The 18,936-nt window shown below is 69.1% G+C and carries 15 protein-coding genes; 7 read left to right on the forward strand and 8 right to left on the reverse strand.

What is annotated here, in order from left to right; translation table 11 throughout:
- The 5 genes from ACWF7A_RS02990 to ACWF7A_RS03010 form a co-directional block, all read right to left on the reverse strand.
- Positions 1 to 933, reverse strand: a complete 933-nt coding sequence (locus ACWF7A_RS02990) for an ABC transporter substrate-binding protein (RefSeq protein ID WP_452248706.1) — start codon at positions 931 to 933, stop codon at positions 1 to 3.
- 12 nt (positions 934 to 945) lie between these two features.
- Entirely contained in the window at positions 946 to 1,668 is a 723-nt protein-coding gene (locus tag ACWF7A_RS02995; RefSeq protein ID WP_452248707.1) for an amino acid ABC transporter ATP-binding protein, read from the reverse strand.
- A complete protein-coding gene (locus ACWF7A_RS03000) occupies positions 1,665 to 2,513 on the reverse strand; it encodes an amino acid ABC transporter permease (RefSeq protein ID WP_452248708.1) in 849 nt (282 codons plus the stop codon). The genes ACWF7A_RS02995 and ACWF7A_RS03000 overlap by 4 nt, the downstream gene beginning before the upstream one ends.
- A gap of 231 nt (positions 2,514 to 2,744) precedes the next feature.
- Entirely contained in the window at positions 2,745 to 4,016 is a 1,272-nt protein-coding gene (locus tag ACWF7A_RS03005) for an LLM class flavin-dependent oxidoreductase (RefSeq protein WP_452248709.1), read from the reverse strand.
- A 12-nt stretch (positions 4,017 to 4,028) separates the two neighbouring features.
- Positions 4,029 to 4,880, reverse strand: coding sequence for an LLM class flavin-dependent oxidoreductase (locus ACWF7A_RS03010; protein ID WP_452248710.1), 852 nt, complete (start codon positions 4,878 to 4,880; stop codon positions 4,029 to 4,031).
- A gap of 145 nt (positions 4,881 to 5,025) precedes the next feature.
- Here ACWF7A_RS03010 and ACWF7A_RS03015 point away from each other — a divergent pair, with 145 nt between their 5' ends.
- From ACWF7A_RS03015 to fxsT, 7 genes are all read left to right on the forward strand, one after another.
- The gene (locus ACWF7A_RS03015; RefSeq protein WP_452248711.1) at positions 5,026 to 5,409 is read left to right on the forward strand and encodes a MerR family transcriptional regulator; all 384 of its coding nucleotides are present in this window, start codon (positions 5,026 to 5,028) and stop codon (positions 5,407 to 5,409) included.
- A complete protein-coding gene (gene trxA / locus ACWF7A_RS03020) occupies positions 5,397 to 5,708 on the forward strand; it encodes a thioredoxin (RefSeq protein WP_452248712.1) in 312 nt (103 codons plus the stop codon). Before ACWF7A_RS03015 ends, trxA begins: the two co-directional genes overlap by 13 nt.
- 19 nt (positions 5,709 to 5,727) lie before the next feature.
- Positions 5,728 to 7,311 carry a Na+/H+ antiporter gene (locus tag ACWF7A_RS03025; RefSeq protein WP_452248713.1) on the forward strand — a complete coding sequence of 528 codons (1,584 nt, stop codon included), beginning with the start codon at positions 5,728 to 5,730 and terminating at the stop codon, positions 7,309 to 7,311.
- Positions 7,312 to 7,382: 71 nt separating this feature from the next.
- Complete coding sequence (locus ACWF7A_RS03030; RefSeq protein ID WP_452248714.1) at positions 7,383 to 7,814, forward strand: effector-associated domain 2-containing protein; 432 nt, start codon at positions 7,383 to 7,385, stop codon at positions 7,812 to 7,814.
- 98 nt (positions 7,815 to 7,912) lie between these two features.
- Entirely contained in the window at positions 7,913 to 9,415 is a 1,503-nt protein-coding gene (locus tag ACWF7A_RS03035; RefSeq protein ID WP_452248715.1) for a VMAP-C domain-containing protein, read from the forward strand.
- 2 nt (positions 9,416 to 9,417) lie between these two features.
- Positions 9,418 to 10,485 carry an AAA family ATPase gene (locus ACWF7A_RS03040; protein ID WP_452248716.1) on the forward strand — a complete coding sequence of 356 codons (1,068 nt, stop codon included), beginning with the start codon at positions 9,418 to 9,420 and terminating at the stop codon, positions 10,483 to 10,485.
- On the forward strand, positions 10,482 to 14,891 hold the full coding sequence (gene fxsT / locus ACWF7A_RS03045; protein ID WP_452248717.1) for an FxSxx-COOH system tetratricopeptide repeat protein: 4,410 nt from the start codon (positions 10,482 to 10,484) through the stop codon (positions 14,889 to 14,891). The genes ACWF7A_RS03040 and fxsT overlap by 4 nt, the downstream gene beginning before the upstream one ends.
- 3 nt (positions 14,892 to 14,894) lie before the next feature.
- Here fxsT and ACWF7A_RS03050 read toward each other — a convergent pair whose 3' ends face one another.
- From ACWF7A_RS03050 to ACWF7A_RS03060, 3 genes are all read right to left on the reverse strand, one after another.
- Complete coding sequence (locus ACWF7A_RS03050) at positions 14,895 to 16,580, reverse strand: HEXXH motif domain-containing protein (RefSeq protein ID WP_452248718.1); 1,686 nt, start codon at positions 16,578 to 16,580, stop codon at positions 14,895 to 14,897.
- A 522-nt stretch (positions 16,581 to 17,102) separates the two neighbouring features.
- Entirely contained in the window at positions 17,103 to 17,318 is a 216-nt protein-coding gene (locus ACWF7A_RS03055; RefSeq protein ID WP_452248719.1) for a hypothetical protein, read from the reverse strand.
- A gap of 19 nt (positions 17,319 to 17,337) precedes the next feature.
- The gene (locus tag ACWF7A_RS03060; RefSeq protein WP_452248720.1) at positions 17,338 to 18,918 is read right to left on the reverse strand and encodes a hypothetical protein; all 1,581 of its coding nucleotides are present in this window, start codon (positions 18,916 to 18,918) and stop codon (positions 17,338 to 17,340) included.
- Positions 18,919 to 18,936: the final 18 nt, after the last annotated feature.

Here is an 18,936-nt window from a genome sequence, read left to right on the forward strand (position 1 = left end):
TCAGCTCTTGGGCAGGCCCTGCGGGTTGATCTCCGACGTCGGCACGGCCTCGTCGGACAGGCCCCAGCGCTTCAGCACCTCGGCGTACTTGCCGTTGGCGATCAGCAGGTTCAGCGCCTCCTGGACGGGCGTCACGAGGCCGCTGTCCTTCTTCGTGGTCGCGGCGATCTTGCCCTGGACGGTGGCGCCGCCGGAGAAGTTGCCGATCACCTCGGTCTGGCCGGACGTCGCCGCGTGGTAGGCCGACGACGGGTTCGGGCCGAGGTAGGCGTCGATGCGGCCGGACTGCAGCGCGAGGTAGTAGTCCGACGAGTTCTGGAAGTACTTGATGTCGGTGGCCTTCAGGCCGTCGGCGACGTTCTTGGTGCTCCAGTCGACCAGGATCTTCTCCTGGTTCGTCCCGGACGTCACGGCGATCACCTTGCCGGCCACGTCCTTGGGCTCCTTCACCTTCCAGGTGCCGCCCTTCTTCGCCTCGAACGCCAGCGTGTCGAGCCGGTAGGTGGCGAAGTCGTACTTCTCCTTGCGCGCCTCGGTCACGGTGATGTTCGACAGGCCGAGGTCGTAGGCGCCGCTGTCCAGGCCGACGAAGAGGTTCTCCCACGACGAGACCTCGAGCTTCGGCTTCAGGCCCAGCACGTCCGCGACGAGCGTGGCGATGTCGGTCTCGACGCCGATCACGGTCTTGTCGTCGGTGGCGTAGAAGCGCAGGGGTGGTGCTGTGCCGGCGGATCCGCCGATCGTCAGCTCTCCCTTCGTTCTGAACTTCTCCGGCACCTTCGAGGCGATCTTGTCGTCCTTGGTGGCGGTGATGCGGTTCTGCTGCGGAGTCAGGTTGACACCGACGCCCCCACCGCCGGCGGGTTCCTCACCACCGGCGGTGCCACAGGCGGCCAGACCGAACGCGAGGACGGCGAGAAGTACTTTGCGCACGACGAACTCCTTCTACAGGACCTTGGACAGGAAAGCGCGGGTGCGCTCGTGGACGGGGTGGTCGAGCACCTGTTCCGGTGCTCCTTCCTCGACGATCAGACCCTCGTCGATGAACACGATCCGGTCGGCCACCTCGCGGGCGAAGCCGATCTCGTGCGTGACGACGACCATCGTGGTGCCGGAGCGGGCGAGGTCGCGCAGGACGTCCAGCACCTCGCCGACCAGTTCGGGGTCGAGCGCGGACGTCGGTTCGTCGAACAGCACGACCTTCGGCCGCGTGGCCAGGGCCCGGGCGATGGCGACGCGTTGCTGCTGGCCGCCGGAGAGCTGCCGCGGGTAGGCGTCGGCCTTGTCGGCGAGCCCGACCCGCTCCAGGAAGTGCCGCGCGTCGGAGAGCCGCGCCACCTCCGCGACGTTCTCCAGCGCGGTGAGGTGCGGGAAGAGGTTGAAGTTCTGGAAGACGAACCCGATGTCCTTGCGCTGCTTGAGGATCTCGCGTTCTTTGAGCTCGTGGAGCTTGCCGCCGCGCCGCCGGTAGCCGATCAGGTCGCCGTCGATGGTGATGTACCCGCGGTCGACCTTCTCCAGGTGGTTGATCGTGCGCAGCAGCGTCGACTTGCCGGAGCCGGACGGCCCGAGCACCACCACGACCTCGCCGGCCGCGACGTCGAGTGACACCCCGCGCAGCACCTCCAGGGTGCCGAAGCTCTTGTGCACGCCCAGAACCTCGATCACCGGCGGTCTCCTCGCGCGAAGTAGCGCTCGACGTAGTGCTGGCCGATCGAGAGCAAGGTGGTCAGGATGATGTACCAGACGGTCGCGACCATCAGCAGCGCGACGACCCGCGCGTTGCGGCCGTAGATGACCTGGACCTGGTAGAAGAGCTCGCCGATCGCCATGACGGAGACGACCGACGTGCCCTTGAAGAGGCTGATCACCTCGTTGGCGGCGTTGGGCAGGATCGAGCGCATCGCCTGGGGCAGCACGATCCTGCGGAACTGCCGGAACCTCGGGATGCCGAGCGCGGCCGCCGCCTCCAGCTGCCCGCGGTCGACCGAGATCACGCCGGACCGGACGATCTCCGCCGCGTAGGCCGCCTGGTGCAGCGCGAGACCGAGCACGGCCGCGCCCATCGGGCTGATCAGCGCGATGGTCTCGAAGCTCACGAACTCCGGCCCGAACGGGATGCCGACCGAAAGTCGTTGGTAGAGATAGGAGATGTTGAACCAGAACAGCAGCTGCACGATCAGCGGGATCGAGCGGAAGGCCCAGATGTACGTCCAGCCGACAGCGGACAGGAACGGGCTCTTCGACATCCGCAGCACCGCCACGACGATGCCGAGCGCGAACCCCAGCACGGTGCCGAAGACGGTCAGGAAGATCGTCGTGCCGACGGCGGTCAGGATCGACTGGGCGGTGAAGTACCGGGCGAACGTCGGCCAGTCCCAGGCGGGGTTCGTGACCAGGCCGTGCACGAACTGCGCGGCGAGCACCAGCACGAACGCGACACCGACCCAGCGCCACGGGTGGCGAGCGGGCACGACCGGTAACGAGGGGAGATCATCGTCCTTCGTGGACACTAGCGTCAGCGTGCCAGAGGTCATGGCGAGTCCTTGCTGCGGCGGGGAACGTGAGACGAGCGAGAAGGAGGTCAGCTCGTACAGTCGTTGTGGCAGCGGGAGGACAGGATCGATCCGGCGGCGGTCATCCTGTCCTCCCTTCCCTGCGCTCTTGAGGAGAGCACTCACTCAACGACGCTCACGTTAGGTACCGACGAACCGGCCGGGCAAGGACGTCCACGTGCTGAACAACTATCGGATACCGAGATGATCCCTCAACGTCGGACCTGAATACTCGGACCGGAAGACGCCGCGTTCCTGCAGCAACGGCACGACGGTGTCGGCGAACTCGTCGAGACCGCCCGGCGTCACGTGCGGCACGAGGATGAACCCGTCCGCCGCGTCGGCCTGCACCAGGTCGTCGATCTGGGTGGCGACGCTGTCCGCCGACCCGATGAACGTCTGCCGGGCGCTCACGTCGATCACGAGGTCGCGGATGGACAGGTTCTTGGCCGCGGCCTTCTCCCGCCACTCCCGCACGGTCTGCGCCGGGTCCTTGAACATCCGCACGCTCGCGCGGCCCTTCGCGACGGTGTTCTCACCGGCCAGCGGCTCGACGTCGGGCAGCGGACCGTCCGGGTCGTACTCACTGAGGTCCCGGTTCCAGACCTGTTCGAGGAACCGGATCGCGGTCGCGCCGCTGACCTGCTGACGCCGCACGACCGCGGCCTTCTCCTGGGCGTCCGCGTCCGTGTCGCCGAGGATGAACGTGGCCGCGGGCAGCACCACGAGCTGGTCGTGCGTGCGGCCGTACTTCGCGAGCCTCCCCTTCACGTCGCGGTAGAACTTCTGCCCGGCCTCCAGCGTGCCGTGCCGCGAGAAGATCGCGTCAGCGGTGGCCGCGGCGAACTCCCTGCCCTCCTCCGAGTCCCCGGCCTGCAGGATCACCGGACGGCCCTGCGGCGAGCGCGGGACGCCGAACGTGCCGCTGATGTCGAAGTGCTGGTCGGTGTGCTCGAACGGCCCCACGCCGGTGTCGAACAGCTTCCACGCGGCGCGCAGGAACGACTCCGCGCGGGTGTAGCGGTCCTCGTTCGCGAGGAACCCGCCGCGCCGGAAGTTCTCGCCGGTGAACGCGTCCCACGAGGTCACGACGTTCCAGGCGGCGCGCCCGTCCGACAGGTGGTCGAGCGAGGCGAACTGCCGCGCCACCTCGTAGGGTTCGTTGAAGGTGGAGTTGATCGTGCCCGCGAGGCCGAGCCTGGAGGTGACGGCCGCCAGCGCGGCGAGCACGGTGAACGTGTCCGGGCGGCCCACGACGTCGAGGTCGTAGATCTGGCCGCCCTGCTCGCGCAGCCGCAGCCCCTCGGCCAGGAAGAAGAAGTCGAACTTCGCCCGTTCGGCGGTCTGTGCCAAGTGGACGAACGACTCGAACTCGATGTGGCTGCCCGCCTGCGGATCGCTCCAGACGGTCGTGTTGTTCACGCCGGGGAAGTGCGCGGCGAGGTGGATCTGCTTGGTCATCTCGCGCTCCTTCTAGGCGAACTGGTTGGCGGGCCGGGCGAGGCCGAGGTGGCCACGCAAGGTCGTGTGCGCGTACTCGGTGCGGAACAGGCCGCGGCGGCGCAGTTCCGGCACCAGCTCGCGGGTGATCCGCTGGAGATCACCGTGCAGCCGGAAGCCCGCGAACCCCTCCGCGTGCCAGGCGACCAGCTGGTCCACGGGCGTGGCCGCGTCGGCGTCTCGGAACACGAGCCTGTCGGTGGCCGAGACTTCGTCGGCGAACACGATGTCCCCCAACGGTTTGGAGGCGGCGATCAGCGGATGTCCCTGCGGCGGGCGCGGGGTGATGGACGGTCCGCGGACCTTGAACCACCGGCCCTCGAAGTCGATGTAGTGCAGCTTGTCGCGGTCGATGAACCGCCCGGTGGCCTCGTCACGGATCTCCGCGTCGTCCTCCCAGCTGTCCCACAGCCGGCGCAGGACCTCGGCGTAGTCGCCCGCCTCCTCCCACAGCTCGGCGCCGGTGCCGATGGTGCGCCGCCCGAAGTGCCGCGCGCCGGCGGGATCGGGCGCCACCGTCAGCTCGACGCCCGCCCGGCCTGTGCTCACGTAGTCGAGCGTGGCGATCGCCTTGGACAGGTGGAACGGCTCGGTGTGCGTCACGACCGCCGTCGGCACCAGGCCGACGTGCCTGGTCAGCGGCGCGATGCGGGCGGCCGTCAGCACCGCGTCGAGCCCCTCCCGCCCGTCCAGCGAGTCGCCGAACGTGACGAAGTCGAGCTTGGCCTCCTCGGCCTCCCGCACGAGCCCGGCCCAATGCCCTGCGGTGAAAGCCTCTTCGCCGGACGCGTGCAGCGCCGCGGCCAGATGCAGCTGTGAGCCCACCGGTCCCCCTCTCTTCGTTTCCTCGCATTCTGTGGGCGCGGAGGGACCTCACGCCGGGGCGGCCACTGGGTGGGAATCCTGGCCGGAGCGGGAATATTTCCGCGGGCTTGCGTTGACGTGAGCGTCAAGGTTTAGCGTTCGGGCCATGAGGATCGGCGAACTGGCCAAGCGAGCCGGCACCACCACTCGTGCGTTGCGGTTCTACGAGTCCGAGGGGCTCCTCGAAGCGCGGCGCACGCCCAACGGCTACCGCGAGTACGGCGAGAACCACCTGCGGCTCGTGCGGGAGATCCAGTCGCTGCAGGCGGTCGGGCTGTCGCTGGAGGACACCCGCCCGTTCGTCGCCTGCCTGCGCGCGGGGCACGAGTCCGGCGACTCGTGCCCGGACTCGCGGGAGGTCTACCGGCGCAAGCTCGCCGAGGTGGACGCGTGCCTGGACCGGCTGGGCACCGTCCGGGAGTTCCTGCTGGCCAGACTCGCCTTCCAAGACCCGTGTGTCGTACCCGAGGAGATCCAGTGCAGCAGCTGACCGACGCCACGTTCCCGGACCAGACCCGGACGGGCACCGTGCTGGTGGAGTTCTGGGCGCAGTGGTGCGGACCGTGCCACATGCTCACCCCGGTGCTCGAGGAGATCGACCGCGAGCGCGACGACCTGACCGTCGTCAAGATCAACGCAGACGAGAACACCGCCACCGCCCGCGACTACCAGGTGATGTCGCTGCCGACGATGCTGCTGTTCCGCGACGGCGTGCCGATCCGCCAGATCGTGGGAGCGCGCCCCAAGTCCCGGCTCCTGGCCGAACTGGATGACGCGCTCAGGGTCTGACCGGCTTATCTTTTAGCGCATGCTCGGTCTCGAACTCGTAGTGGTGCTGGGTGTGTGCATCCTCGCGAGCAGCGTCGTGTCCGGACGGCTGCGCGTCGCCGCCCCGGTGTTGCTGGTGGTGTGCGGCGCGGTGCTCGGCTTCGTGCCCGCCCTGGAAGAGGTCAGCCTGCCGCCCGAGGCGATGCTGCTGATCTTCCTGCCGGCGTTGCTGTACTGGGAGAGCCTCAACACCTCGTTGCGGGAGATCCGCAACAACCTGCGCGTGGTCGTGCTGCTCAGCACGCTGCTCGTGCTCGCGACGGCCGCGGCGGTGGCGTCCGTGGCCCATGCTCTCGGCCTCGACTGGGGCCCGGCGTGGGTGCTCGGCGCGGCACTGGCGCCCACCGACGCGACGGCGGTCTCGGCCATCGCCCGCGGCATGCCGCGCCGCACCACGACGATCCTGCGCGCCGAGTCGTTGATCAACGACGGCACGGCGCTCGTGATCTACGCGATCGCCGTCTCCATCACCGTGGGCGAGCAGGAGTTCAGCACCGGCCGCGTCGGCCTGCAGCTGTTGCTCTCCTACGCGGGCGGTGCCGTGGCGGGCCTTCTGGTCGCCTGGCTCGCCGTGCAGGTCCGCAAGCGCCTCGACAGCCCGTTGCACGAGACGGTGGTCAGCATCCTGACGCCGTTCGCGGCGTTCCTGCTGGCCGAGACGGTGCACGGGTCCGGCGTGATCGCCGTGGTGACGGGCGGGTTGTTGCTGGCGCAGGTCGGCCCCCGCATCGTGCGCGCCGACACGCGTCAGGTGAGCTACGCGTTCTGGGGCATCGCGACGTTCGTGCTGAACGGCGCCCTGTTCGTCCTGATCGGACTCCAGGCCCACGCCGCCGTCCGGTCGTTGGACGGCTCGGAGACCCTGGCGACGCTGGCCGCCATCGGACTCGTCTCGCTCACCGTCGTCGGCACCCGGTTGTTGTGGAGTTACACGACTCCGTACGTGATCCGCGCTTTGGACCGCCGCCCGCAGCAACGGTTGCGCCGCGTCGGAGCCCGGCAACGGCTCGTGTCCTCCGCAGCCGGGTTCCGCGGTGCCGTGTCGCTGGCGGCGGCCCTCGCCGTGCCCGAGACCGTGGTCGGGGGTGCGCCGTTCCCGTTCCGCGACGAGATCATCCTCATCACGACCGGCGTCGTGGTGCTGACGTTGATCGTGCAGTCGGTGATGCTGCCGTCGATCATCCGGTTCTCCCGCCTGCCCGAGGACACGGCGCTGGACGAGGAGCTCCGGCTCGCCCAGTCGACGGCGTCCGAGGAGGCCTACGAGGCGCTGCCGAGGCTGGCCGACAAAGTGGGCGTCTCCGACGTCGTCTACAAGCGGGTGCTGGCCGAGTACGAGCACCACAGGGAGGTCGTGCGCGGCAAGCAGGCCGGCGACGAGGAGGTGGCCCAGTCGGAGGTCGAGTACTCGGCGCTGCGGCTGGAGCTGATCGCGCACAAGCGGGCGACCGTGGTGCGGTTGCGCGACGAGCAGGCGATCGACGACATCGTGCTGCGGACGATCCAGCGCAAGCTGGACGTGGAGGAGGTTCGGTTGTCGCGGCGCGAGGTCGACGAGGACTGACCCGCGGTCGGGTCCAGACATGCACGCCTGGGTCTATCTGGGCCCGATCCCGAGCTGCCAAGCTGCTTCGCGTGACCGATCCCGGGGAAGAGGGCGCCGACACCGACAACGAGGTGACGGGCGACGTGGACGGCGTCGTGTTCCAGGCGGGCACGGTCCACGGCGGTGTCCACTTCTACGGCCCCGCGGCACCTCCCGTGCCGGCCGCGAGCGGTGACGCGTTCACCGACCTGGTCGACGCCCTGCTGGCGGTGCCGTGCGTCCGCGACGACGAGGGACGCCGGCTCCTGCTGTCGCGGCTGCGCTCCGAGATCGCCCACGCGGTGCCCCGCCAGTCGCGGGCGCGGTTGCAGGTCATCGAACTCGTGCGGACGTGCCTGGACTACGAGGGCGGCATCGACGATCTGTTGCGGGTGCTTCACGAAATTGAAGGGGAGTCCATTCCCGTGCGCCGTTCGGCGGAAGCGGTTCACACACTATTGGATGAAACTCCTTCGTGGTGAGCACGGCGTGTAATGCCTGATGAACGGCAAACGACACCCTCAGGCCGAGCAAAACAATGCAATACTCCGAACACCGACCTCGAGCGGGGAGGCCAGGCATGGCGTGGACGGAGGAGGGTGCGGGTGGCGGGGCACTGTGGCCTCTCGTCGAAGCCTTGCAGAACATCACCTTCCTCACCGATCGCGACGGACGCAACCTGGTCGCCCGCATGGTCCGCGACGAACTCCAGGAGCCGCTGCCGTTCGGCGAGCACCAGAACGCGGTGGGCCACCTGTACAGCCTGGCGGAGGTGTGCGCCCAGCACCCGAGGGGTCTGAGGGCGCTGCTGCGGGTGCTCGAGCGGATCGAGCGGGGTTCGAGGCCGATGGCGGCGGTGCGGGAGATCGTGACCGACATGACGGCGCTCGAAATGCTGCCGGCGGAAGAGACCAAAAAGCTGTTCGCACTGTTGCAGGGCGTTGTCGTGGCCGACATCGCCGACATTTACGATGCCATCGCCGGACCGGCCGCGCCGCAACTGCGTGAACAGACGACGCACACCGGTGTGTTTCGCGCACTGGAGACGCTGAATTCCGATTCGAATGGAATTCCGAAGCCGTTGCTGTTCGTGGAACACATCGCCGCCAGGGTCCGGCCGGAGCTCGCCATCGAGCTGCGGCGGTGGGTCGAGAACCAGGCGGTGCGCATGGAGCTGGCGGCGGAGCTGAAGGCCGTGCGGGACGAGGTCGTGGAGACGCTCGGCCTCATCGTGCCGCCGCCGCGCTCCGAGGCGTACCTGATCCTGCAGCTGCAACGCGAGGGCGCGACGGGTGGCCGCTACCGCCTGTCGCACTGGCGCCAGCTCGGCATGTCGGCCGGATGGTCGCCGACGCGGGGCGCGGATCTCGTCGACGTGCTGGACTCGATGAAGAAGCACGTGGCCGCGCTCGTGGAGGAGACCGAGGCGGACTGGGGGCAGTACCGCCCCGAGATCCGCATCGAGTTCCTGTTGCCGAGCGAGATCATCAACCTCGACGTCGACCAGTGGCCGTGGGAGACCGACTCGCCCATTCCCGAGCCCATCGGCTGCCACTACCCGCTCGTGGTGCGCAGTCTCGACCGGATGGTCAAGCGCAAGTGGCACCGGTCGTGGCACGCGCGGTGGGACGAGCTGACCTTCCAGCTCCTGAGCTCCGGCGCGATCCAGAGGGACTCCGCGTTCTGGAGCCGGTCCTCGGGCGGCGACGGGTGGCGGGAGCTCGTCTCGAACTTCGAACGCAAGCCCAAGCTGGTCTCGTTGGTGCTGAGCGCGCCGCCCCAGACCGACAGGACGGGCCGGGACGAGATCGCCGCCGGCCTGCGCGCCGGCGTCCCGCTCGTCGTCTGGCATCGGGAGAAGTGCGACTCGGCCGAGTTCTTGGCCGTCGTCGAGGAGCTCCTGCACAGTGAGGACGACCCGCACCACCTGCTCGAGCGGATCAGGCTGGCAAGGGCGACGGCGTTCGCCGAAGGCGCGGCGGGGGGCCACGTCTGCGCGAAGCTGACCGTGTTGTGGGACGACCCGGCGAGGGTGGTGGCGCCGATTCACCCGGCACCGCCAGAAGGGGTGTCGGTGGGATAGGGATGAACCAGGGTTCGAACGGTTCCGCGAAACAGGGTGAGGTTCCCGCCTCGCCCGGATGGCACGTGTACCGCGGCACCGGAGACGCGGCGACGTCGCCGATCGGCGCGCTGCCGGAACCACCTCCGTGGCGCAGGTTCACCGGTGAGGGCCAGGTGGTGCGCCCGCAGGACGACGAGGCCGAGACCGTCCGGCGGATCGGCGCGTTGCTTCGCACGCCGCGCAAGCCGCAGCCGCTCGAGGTCATCACGGTCAACGCGGCCATCTACCTGCGCAGGCCGTTGCTGGTGACGGGAAATCCCGGTACCGGGAAGTCCTCGCTCGCCTATCTGGTCGCGAGGGAGCTCGGCCTCGGCCCGGTCCTGCGGTGGCCCGTGACGAGTCGCACGGAGCTCAAAGACGGGCTGTACCTCTACGACGCCATCGGCCGCGTGCAGGCCGCCGCGGGCCGATCCCCTGGCGGAGAAGGGGAACCGGACGTGGGCGACTACGTCCACCTGGGCCCGCTCGGCACCGCGCTGCTCCCGTTCGACCTTCCGAGGGTGCTGTTGATCGACGAACTCGACAAGGGCGACATCGATCTCCCCAACGACCTCCTGAACGTCTTCGAGGAGGGCGAGTACGACGTACCGGAGTTGGTGCGGCTCGCCAGGAAACAGCCGGACGTCACCGTGTTCACCGCCGATCGCGGCGGTTCCGCGGTGGTGGGCAACGGTGTCGTGCGGTGCCGGCAGTTCCCGATCGTCATCATCACCAGCAACGGCGAGCGCGAGTTCCCCCCGGCCTTCCTGCGCCGATGCCTGACGCTCCACTTCGAGGCGCCGGACTTCGACCAGCTGGGCGGCATGGTCGCCGCGCACCTGGGCGGGACGGACAGCGTCGACCTGTCGAGGCTCATCGCCGACTTCCTGGAACGCAGCGCGCAGCTCGGCGGGCTGGCCTCCGACCAGTTGCTCAACGCCGTGCACCTCGCGACGCAGCTCGCCACGTCCGGTAACTACGCGCCGGACCAGGACTGGAACAAGCTCCTCACCGCGATCTGGCACCCGTTGTCGTCGGAGGCGGGATGAGTCTGCCTCCGCGGGACGAACGAACACCGGCCGGTGACCTGGCCGGTGTCGATGCTGTTGTGCTCCAACAGTTCGTTCACGCCCACGGAGCGGCCGAGCCGCTGTCCACATCGGACCTGACCTACCGGGAGGTGCGGGACGCCCTGTGGCTCGCAGGGCGGTTGCGCTCGCCCGGTACCGGGCCGGAGCCGGCACCTCCGTCCGACGCGGACCCCCAGGAGGTGCCCGCTCCCACCCCGTCCACCCGCGAGCCTGAGGCCGAGGCCGAGGCCGCCGAGGAGACGCCGGAGCAGCGGGAGTCCGCGGCACCCGCGCCTCCCGCACCGCCCGAGCAGCCCGCCCCGCAAGCGAGGAACTGGACGCCGGGATCTTTCAGGGGCACGCCGACGACGGAGTTCGGTGGCACTGCACCCGACGGCGAGGCTCCCCTGGCCTGGCCCACGGTTCCCGCGCTGTCCGAACCGCGGCGGATCGAGGCGGCCCTGCGCCCGTTCACCCGCAGGTCGCCGTCACCGTGGCGGTCCGCGCTGGACGAGGAGGCGACGGCGGTCCGTGCCGCACAGGAAGGGTTGTGGCTGCCCGAATGGCGCCCAGCACCGTCCCGTCGCTTCGACGTGGTCCTGGTGGCGGACGTCGGGCCGTCGATGGAGATCTGGCAGCAGACGGTGCGTGATTTCCTGTTCTTGTTGCGCCGCCTGGGTGCGTTCCGCGACGTGCGCCTGATGCGGCTCGACTGCTCGAAGGCCTCGCTCGCCGACCTGACGCTGATGCCGGAGGGCCGGCCGGGCCGGGGGCACCGCTGGCCCGACGTCGTCGACCCGACGGGCAGGAGGATCGTGCTCGTGATGACCGACGCCGTCGGCCGCGCGTGGCACGAGGGCTCGGCGGGTGAGCTGCTGTACCAGTGGGGCCGGGTGATGCCGACCGCCGTCGTGCACGTCCTCGAGCAACGGCTGTGGCGGTGGGGCGGCCTGACGACTCGCCGCGTGCGGTTGAACGCACCGGGACCAGGCGCGGCCAACAAGGACCTGCGAGTGCGGGTGGTGGAGCCGGACCTCGCGCTCGACGTCGGCGACGCGGGCACTCTCCCGGTGCCCGTGCTGGGTCTCTCCGCCGACTGGTTCTCCGGCTGGTCGAGGCTGCTCACCTCACCGGGCTCCGAATGGGTCGAGACCACGGCCACCCTGGTCTGCAAACGGGCCGACGAGGACGTGGTCACCATCGAGCCCGAGGCGGAGGAGCAGCTCTCGGTGCGCACACGGGTGATGCGCTTCCGCACGCAGGCGTCGGTGCAGGCGTTCCACCTGGCCGGCCTGCTGGCGGCGATCCCTCTGAGCCTGCCGCTCATCACGCTCGTCCAGCGGATCATGCTGCCGGGGTCGAGCCTGTCCACCTTGGCCGAGGTCGTGCTGAGCGGCCTGCTCAAACGCCTGCCCGCCAACGGTTCCTCGCCCGACCCGGCCCGCGTGGCCTACGAGTTCCACGAGGGCGTCCGCGAGGAGCTGCTGTCCGGGGTCCGCCGGATGGACACCATCAGGGTCGCCCGGATGGTGGGCCGGTACGCCGAGCACGTCAACGGGACCCTGCGGAACTTCGTCGCCGCGCTCGACGCACCGGACGACACCGATGATCCCGTGTCGAACCCCGAGAACCTGCCCTACATCAGAGTCCAGGAAGCCGTCTTCCGGGCGCTTTCGGGTCCCTACAGCAATAGAGCGAAACGCCTTGCCGCCTCTAGGCTTCACGAGCAACAGAACCGATCTGGATCGATTCAGCTCGTAGACCAGGAGGATTCCTCAGTGCCGTTGACCGAACCCCCGAACGTGGCCGTGCCGCCAGCCGCCGCGACGTCGACCGAGGGAGAAAACGTGTCAGCTCTAGAAGTCCCTCGTTCGACTGAATCACGTCGCGAAGGCGTGAGCCAACCTCGGGTGTGGGGGCCGGTCCCGCTGCGCAACACCGACTTCGTCGGCAGGCAGCAGTTGCTGGAACAACTACGTCAGCGCCTGCTGGAACCCGGCGCGACAGCGGTCCTGCCCGAGGCGCTGCACGGCATGGGTGGTGTCGGCAAGTCCCAGACGGTCGTCGAGTACATCTATCAGCACGCGTCGGAGTACGACGTCGTGTGGTGGATCTCGGCGGAACACCCGGCTCAGATCACGTCGAGTCTGGTCGAACTGGCGAAGAGGATGGGTGTCCCCGCGGCGACGTCCGCAGACACGGCGGTGCCCGCGGTGCTCGAGACGCTGCGGCGCGGCGAGGCTCCCCATTCGCGCTGGCTCCTGGTCTTCGACAACGCTGATCGCCCCGAAGCGGTCCGGCAGTTCTTCCCCGCCGGCACCGGCCACGTGGTGGTCACGTCCCGCAACTCCGAGTGGGCGGGCGTCGCACGGCCGGTCGAGGTCGACCTGTTCACCCGCGCCGAGAGCAAGGAACTGCTGAACCGCCGCGGAGGTGAGCTGTCCGACGCCGACGCGGAACGACTCGCCGAGGCACTGGGCGACCTGCCCCTGGCGATCGAGCAGGCGGCCGCGTGGCGGGCACAGACCGGCATGCAGGTCTCGGAGTATCTGGGACTGCTCGAACAGAACCGCACCGAACTGCTGGAGACGGGGACGTCGACCGACTACCAGCTGCCGGTCGCGGCGGCGTGGAACGTTCCGCTGAACCGGTTGAAGAACGAGCACCGCGCGGCGTTGCAGCTCCTCCAAGTCTGCGCCTTCTTCGGTCCGGAACCCATCTCCCGCAACCTTTTCAGCGGTGTGCGCGGCGCTCCCGTCCCCGACGCGCTGTCCGAGGCCTTCAGCGATCCGATCAAGCTCAACCGTGCCGTGCGCGAGATCAGCCGGTACAGCCTCGCGAAGATCGATCATCGAAACAACACGCTCCAGTTGCACCGGCTGGTCCAGACGGTGTTGAAGAACCGCCTGGATCGCAACGAGCAGGACAACATGCGACACGCGGTCCACGAGTTGCTCGTCCACGGTGATCCCGGAGACCCGGAGAACAGCGAGAACTGGCCGCGCTACGCCGAGCTCCTCCCCCACACCACCATGTCGCGGGCGATGGACTGCCGTGACAAGTGGGTGCGGCTGCTGATGCTCAACATCGTCCGCTACCTCCATGCGAGCGGTGACTACGGTGGCGCGCTCGACCTCTCCGAGCAGTGCGTCGCGGTGTGGCGGGACACGCTCGGCGACGCGGACCTGGACACGCTCGAGATGTCACGCCGGTACGCGGTCGCGCTGCGCAGGCTCGGCAAGATCGACCAGGCCATGGCGCTCAACGAGCGGAACCTCGAACTGCTGCGAGGCGCGGTCGACGAGGACAACGAGACCCTGCTGACCATGCTCGACACCGTGGCCGCGGACCGGCGCACGAAGGGCAGGTTCGCCGAGGAGCTCGAGCTCCAGCAGCAGGTGTACGACAAGTCCAGGGACCTCCTCGGCGAGAACGACCCGGCCACGCTCAACTACGCGAACAACCTCGCCAGCTGTTATCGGCTCACCGGCCAGTTCTTCCGCGCACGCGATCTCGACGAGAACGTGGTGCGACGCAAGACCGCCGTGCTCGGCGCCGACCACCTGCAGACCTACCGGTCTCTGAACGCCTTTTCCATGGATACGAGGGAATGCGGCGACTACGTGGGCGCGGGCCGGATGCAGCAGAGCACGCTCGCGAAGCAGAAAGAACTCTTCGGCGAGGACCACCCGTTCACGATCGGCGCGATGCGGAACCTCGCGGTGGCACTGCGCAAGGCAGGCGACCACGTCGGCGCGCGCGAACAGTCGGAACAGTGCGTCGCTCTCTACCGCCGCAGGCACGGCGACGAGCACATCGACACCGCGACCTCGCTGATGTGCCTTGCCGCGGACCTGCGACTCATCCCGGACCTGCCGGGTTCGCTGGAGATCGCCGAGGAGAGCATCCGCCTCTTCAAGCTGGTGCGCGGCGAGGACCACCCTTACACCCTGATCGCGGCCACGAACCTCGCGGTGACCTGCCGGCTGTCCGGAGACGTGCAGCGAGCTCGCGAGCTCAACGAACACGCGTTGCGCGGGCTGCACGCGGTGTTCGACGAGAACCACCCGTTCTCGTTGGTCACGGCGACGAACCTGGCGAGCGACCTGGCCGCCCTGGGAGAGCACGCCGAAGCGCTGGTGCTGGACCAGGACCTGCTGGTCCGCTCGGCCCGCGTGCTCGGTGAGACCCACCCGTCCACCCTCGCCGTGGCTCTGAACCTCTCGATCGACCTCGCCGCGACGGGCCGGTCCGACGAGGCGGCGATCCTGCACACGAAGACGATGGCCGGTTTCCGTCAGGTGCTCGGCGACAAGCACCCGGCCACGGTCGCCGCGAGCCAGTCGGTGCGAGCGAACTGCGACACGGACACGATGGAACTCTGACGGTCAGCTCGCCGCCATCCAGGCGGCGAGCAGTCCCGGCTCGGGTGAGGTGCCGGTGCGCGTGGCGACCGCCGCGTGCACGGCGCGCACCGTCGCGGGCTGGTCGCACAGTGCCGTGGCACGTGAGGCCAGCGCGAGTCCGATCCACGCGTCACCGTCACGGGGGTCGGACCCGATGCGACGGGCGTACTCGGCCGCCGCCGCCTCGCGTTCCCCTCGCGCGAACATAGTGTCGGCCGACTCGATCGAGACCGCGTGCTCGAACCTCTCGGGGGCGAGCACGCGCATCTCCAGCAGTGTTCTTCTCCGAGAGCCTCCGCTCACACTGCCCGGCACGATCTCGGTGCGCGCCGTGCCCGGACACTCGGCACCACGCACCCACGCGGCGGCGAGCGCCGAAACGTCGGCCGGGTGAGGCTTCACGTGCCGCGCGCACCAGCCGGCGCGGTGCTCGGTGAGCAGGTCGGTGACCGTCGCCTCCAGTCCTGCCGGTACCGGTGCGGTCTCGCACTCGGCAAGCCGCACCGAGGCACCGGCGACGAACGCCCTGCCCAGGTCGGTGAGATCGGTGTTGCCGCGCAACGAGCCCACGGCCGTCCTGACCTGGCGGAGGCGCAGCGCGAACGCGAACCCGGCTCGGCGCGCCTCGGCGTCCGGCACCAGATCGCGCTGCACGTGCAAGAACTCGACCACACTCGTGAACGCGTAGATTCCGTGCAGCATGCTGATCAACCCGCGTGGATCGTCCCGCCACGGGGCGTAGACCCACTTGGTCTGCTCGGCGCTGAGGTCGACCAGGTCCACCAGTGCGTTCAGTTTCGAGTGCTGGATCTCGTGCACCAGCGCTTCAGCGAGTTGCGTGGCCGATTCCTTGGCCGACAGGGCGATCGCGCCGAACGCGTGTGACGACGACGAAGCGACGACGGCCGTGGCGCCGAGTGGGACCAGCACGCGCAACGCGGCCGCCAACTCCTCGGCGAAACCGGGATGCCACCGCGTGAGCAGGCGATAGGCCTCGCCGAGCAGCTTGCGCCACTCGTCGTGTTCGACCGCGTCGAGAGGAGCGGGCGGCAACGAGGTCGTGAACTCGCGATGCGGGTCGAGGTCCTCGACGGTGACCGTCAGAGTCCGGCCGTCCGCCGAGACCTCGTGTTCCTCGGCGGCCGTGAACGTGGCCCCGCGTCCGATGATCTCCGCCGCTCCCCCGTCGATGCGCAGCTCGACGTGCCCGACCGGGAAACCGGCGGAGGGGAGCTGCCACTGACCGACCGTCGGCAACGTCACGGCGCCGTGCACGACCGGCACCGCGACGACGCAGTCCAGTCCACATCGGACAGCGGCCGCGGCGGCGACGACGTGCAGCACCGCGGCTTCACTCGCGGACGCCGCGGGACCGTCGTGCAACGCCCTGGCCAGACGAACGCCCACCATCGGGTACATGAGCACCGACTCCACCACCTCGGGCGCGGTGCGCTCTGCCTCGGCGAGCACGGACCACACCCGTGCGACGTCGCTGAACGGACCTGCTCGCGGTGGTATCTCCAGCAACGACCTGAGCATCAACCGCCGGGCGTTGTACTGACTGTCGCGCAGCACAGCGACGCTGCGGGCGTCGATCGGGCCGGCACAGATCTGGTCGAAAACGGAGATCGGCAGGTGGAGCCTCCCCAGCAGGCCCCCTGGGCTCACCTTTGTTCCTGGACTGCGTCCGCCGGTGCCGTGCTGCGGGCGTGCGCCATAGCCCGCCGGATCGCGGCGCTCAGTTCAGGCTGACGGAGAAAGCAGAGTTCTGAAAGAGGAATCCCTGTCAGGTCGATCTGATGGGTCAGCAGGTCCTTTCGTGAATCCATCGCCCGCGCCCCTCCCCTCGCTGTCCGACATTTCCATGATGCCCGAACCGCAAGCGCGCGGGGAGACCCAGCGTGGGGATTCTCCCTCGCCCGAATGGGGTGCGCGCCTGCTTCCGCGCACCCAGCCCAGCAGGAATATCGGAGTCTGCAGGCTCACTGAGTCATGTCAATGCCAACAACAGGACATTTCCCGCCGAGCCGGCCGCCGTCGTGCGGTCGCGACTGCCCTGACGTGAGGTCACGCGGGAGCCGATCACGTCCGGCAAGCACGGCCGCCGGATCGGTGACCGGCGGCGCCGAAGCGGACCTGCACCGGCAATGAGCCCACCCACGACGATCGTGATCACCCGGCCTGCGGAGATCAACGCCCGCCCGCGCGGATCAACATCAAGATCCCCTCTTCGAACCAACCGCGAAACGGATATTCGCGCACGGACACTTCGACGATCCGGCCGCCGGCGCGGTAAAACGTCGAGCGGATTGAGCGAATGAACACGCGAACCAAAAGGCGCGCAGCCCTTTGCCCCGAGAACGCGGATTGCGCGTCGACGCACAGAAAGCGGGGCGCTTCCCGCACGGCAGGTGCGAAAGACGGGCTAGCTGACCAGCGACAGTCCCCGGTTCGACGGTTGCTCGGGTGCGATGGCCGGCGCCGCCGAGGGGACCTCGACCTCCTCGCCGCCGATCTCCCGCGTGATCCACGCCCCGGACTCCACCATGACCTTCAGCGTGCGGGTGTCCATGGCGATGATGCGGCCGTAGTACCACTCGTCGGTGGCGAGCGGGCCCATGCGGTCGCCCATGCGGTTCTTGATGGCGATCACGCGCTCGAACAGGGTCTTGACCAGGGCGGCGCGGTCGCAGGGGCCCTGCAGGCCCGTGCGGATGCGGTCCTCGATGCCGCGCGGGGTGCCTTCGGCGTCGGGCATGAGCATGGTGGTCCAGGCGCGGGACTTCTCGCGGTACTGGAGCTGCTGCATGATGCCCTCGTGCTGGGCGAAGTCCGCCGCGCGGAAGGCGTTGCCCCGCCAGCGCTTCTGCAGGTTCACGGCCAGGGAGAGCGCGCTCTTCAGGCCCGTGTTGAGGCCCCGGCCCGGCCAGAAGTGCAGGGAGTTCGCGGCGTCGCCGAGCAGGAAGCCGAACGTGGAGGGGGCGAGCTGTGCGGTGAACTTCGACATCTGCTGCATGCCGAGGGTGAACGAGTTGATGCCGACGACGTCGGCCACTCCGACGCCGAAGAAGCGCAGGCCGTCGAGGATCCGGGGCCACAGGTAGGAGAGCTTGTCGACGGACGGCTTGAAGACGGCGCGGTGGCGGTCGCAGACGAAGCGGCCGTTGCCCTGGGGGCGCATCGAGCAGCCGAACTTGCCGATGCACGAGACGGGGCCGCTCTCGCCGAGCGCGACGATCTCGGAGGCCTCCTCGGCGGTGAGGCGCATGTTGATGAAGCCGCCGCCGAGCGAGTTGAAGAGGAACCTGTTCTGCCCCACGGTGAGCGGGACGGTGTGCTCGTCGGGCACCTTGGCGTTGACGCGGATGCCGAGGACCCGCTCGTCCAGCGGCGAACCGTCCACTGAGAACAGTTCGCGGCTCGGCGTGCCGAACTGGGCGGAGAACGCGTCGCGCGTCGCCGAACGGGCGCCGTCCGCGATGGCGAGCACGTGCAGGCCGTCGAACTTGGCCGGCGGGGTGTAGGCGCCGGGGACGACCTCGATGCCGTACACGTCCTGCGCCATGTCGAGCAGGCTGTCCTCGATCCAGCGGATCTTGATGTTGCGCGGCCTGCCCTTGGACGCCGGGGAGTCCGGACCGAGCGGCCACATCTCGGAGAACTTGCCCTGCGTGAACAGGCGCTGCTGCACGGCGAGGGGCAGGGACGCCCAGACGTTGCTCTGCAGCGTCACGACCTGCTCGCGGCGGTTGTTGCCCTCGGCCTGGCCCTTCCACACGACGCGGTTGCCCTGGTACATCCAGCGGCGGTCGTGGACGCGGACCGTGACGCCGTCGCCCAGCAGCGACTTCACGGTGCACGCGAACGCCAGACCCACCGGGCCACCGCCGGCGACGTCCACTCGCAGCGGAGCGGACTGGCGCAGCGGCACGACGCGGCTCCCCTGCTTCGGCAGCATCACCGTCGGGCCGCAGCGGCCGATCAACACCGTCTTCTCGTCAGCCATGGCCCATCCCCCTCGATC

The sequence above is a fragment of the Lentzea sp. NPDC055074 genome (assembly GCF_053608005.1).

Excerpts from the sequence above, each read along its gene's own strand:
- ACWF7A_RS03005 (WP_452248709.1), bottom strand. The coding sequence starts at position 4,016 with ATGACCAAGCAGATCCACCTCGCCGCGCACTTCCCCGGCGTGAACAAC.
- ACWF7A_RS03015 (WP_452248711.1), top strand. The coding sequence starts at position 5,026 with ATGAGGATCGGCGAACTGGCCAAGCGAGCCGGCACCACCACTCGTGCG.
- ACWF7A_RS03025 (WP_452248713.1), top strand. The coding sequence starts at position 5,728 with ATGCTCGGTCTCGAACTCGTAGTGGTGCTGGGTGTGTGCATCCTCGCG.
- ACWF7A_RS03035 (WP_452248715.1), top strand. The coding sequence starts at position 7,913 with ATGGCGTGGACGGAGGAGGGTGCGGGTGGCGGGGCACTGTGGCCTCTC.
- ACWF7A_RS03040 (WP_452248716.1), top strand. The coding sequence starts at position 9,418 with ATGAACCAGGGTTCGAACGGTTCCGCGAAACAGGGTGAGGTTCCCGCC.
- fxsT (WP_452248717.1), top strand. The coding sequence starts at position 10,482 with ATGAGTCTGCCTCCGCGGGACGAACGAACACCGGCCGGTGACCTGGCC.
- ACWF7A_RS03060 (WP_452248720.1), bottom strand. The coding sequence starts at position 18,918 with ATGGCTGACGAGAAGACGGTGTTGATCGGCCGCTGCGGCCCGACGGTG.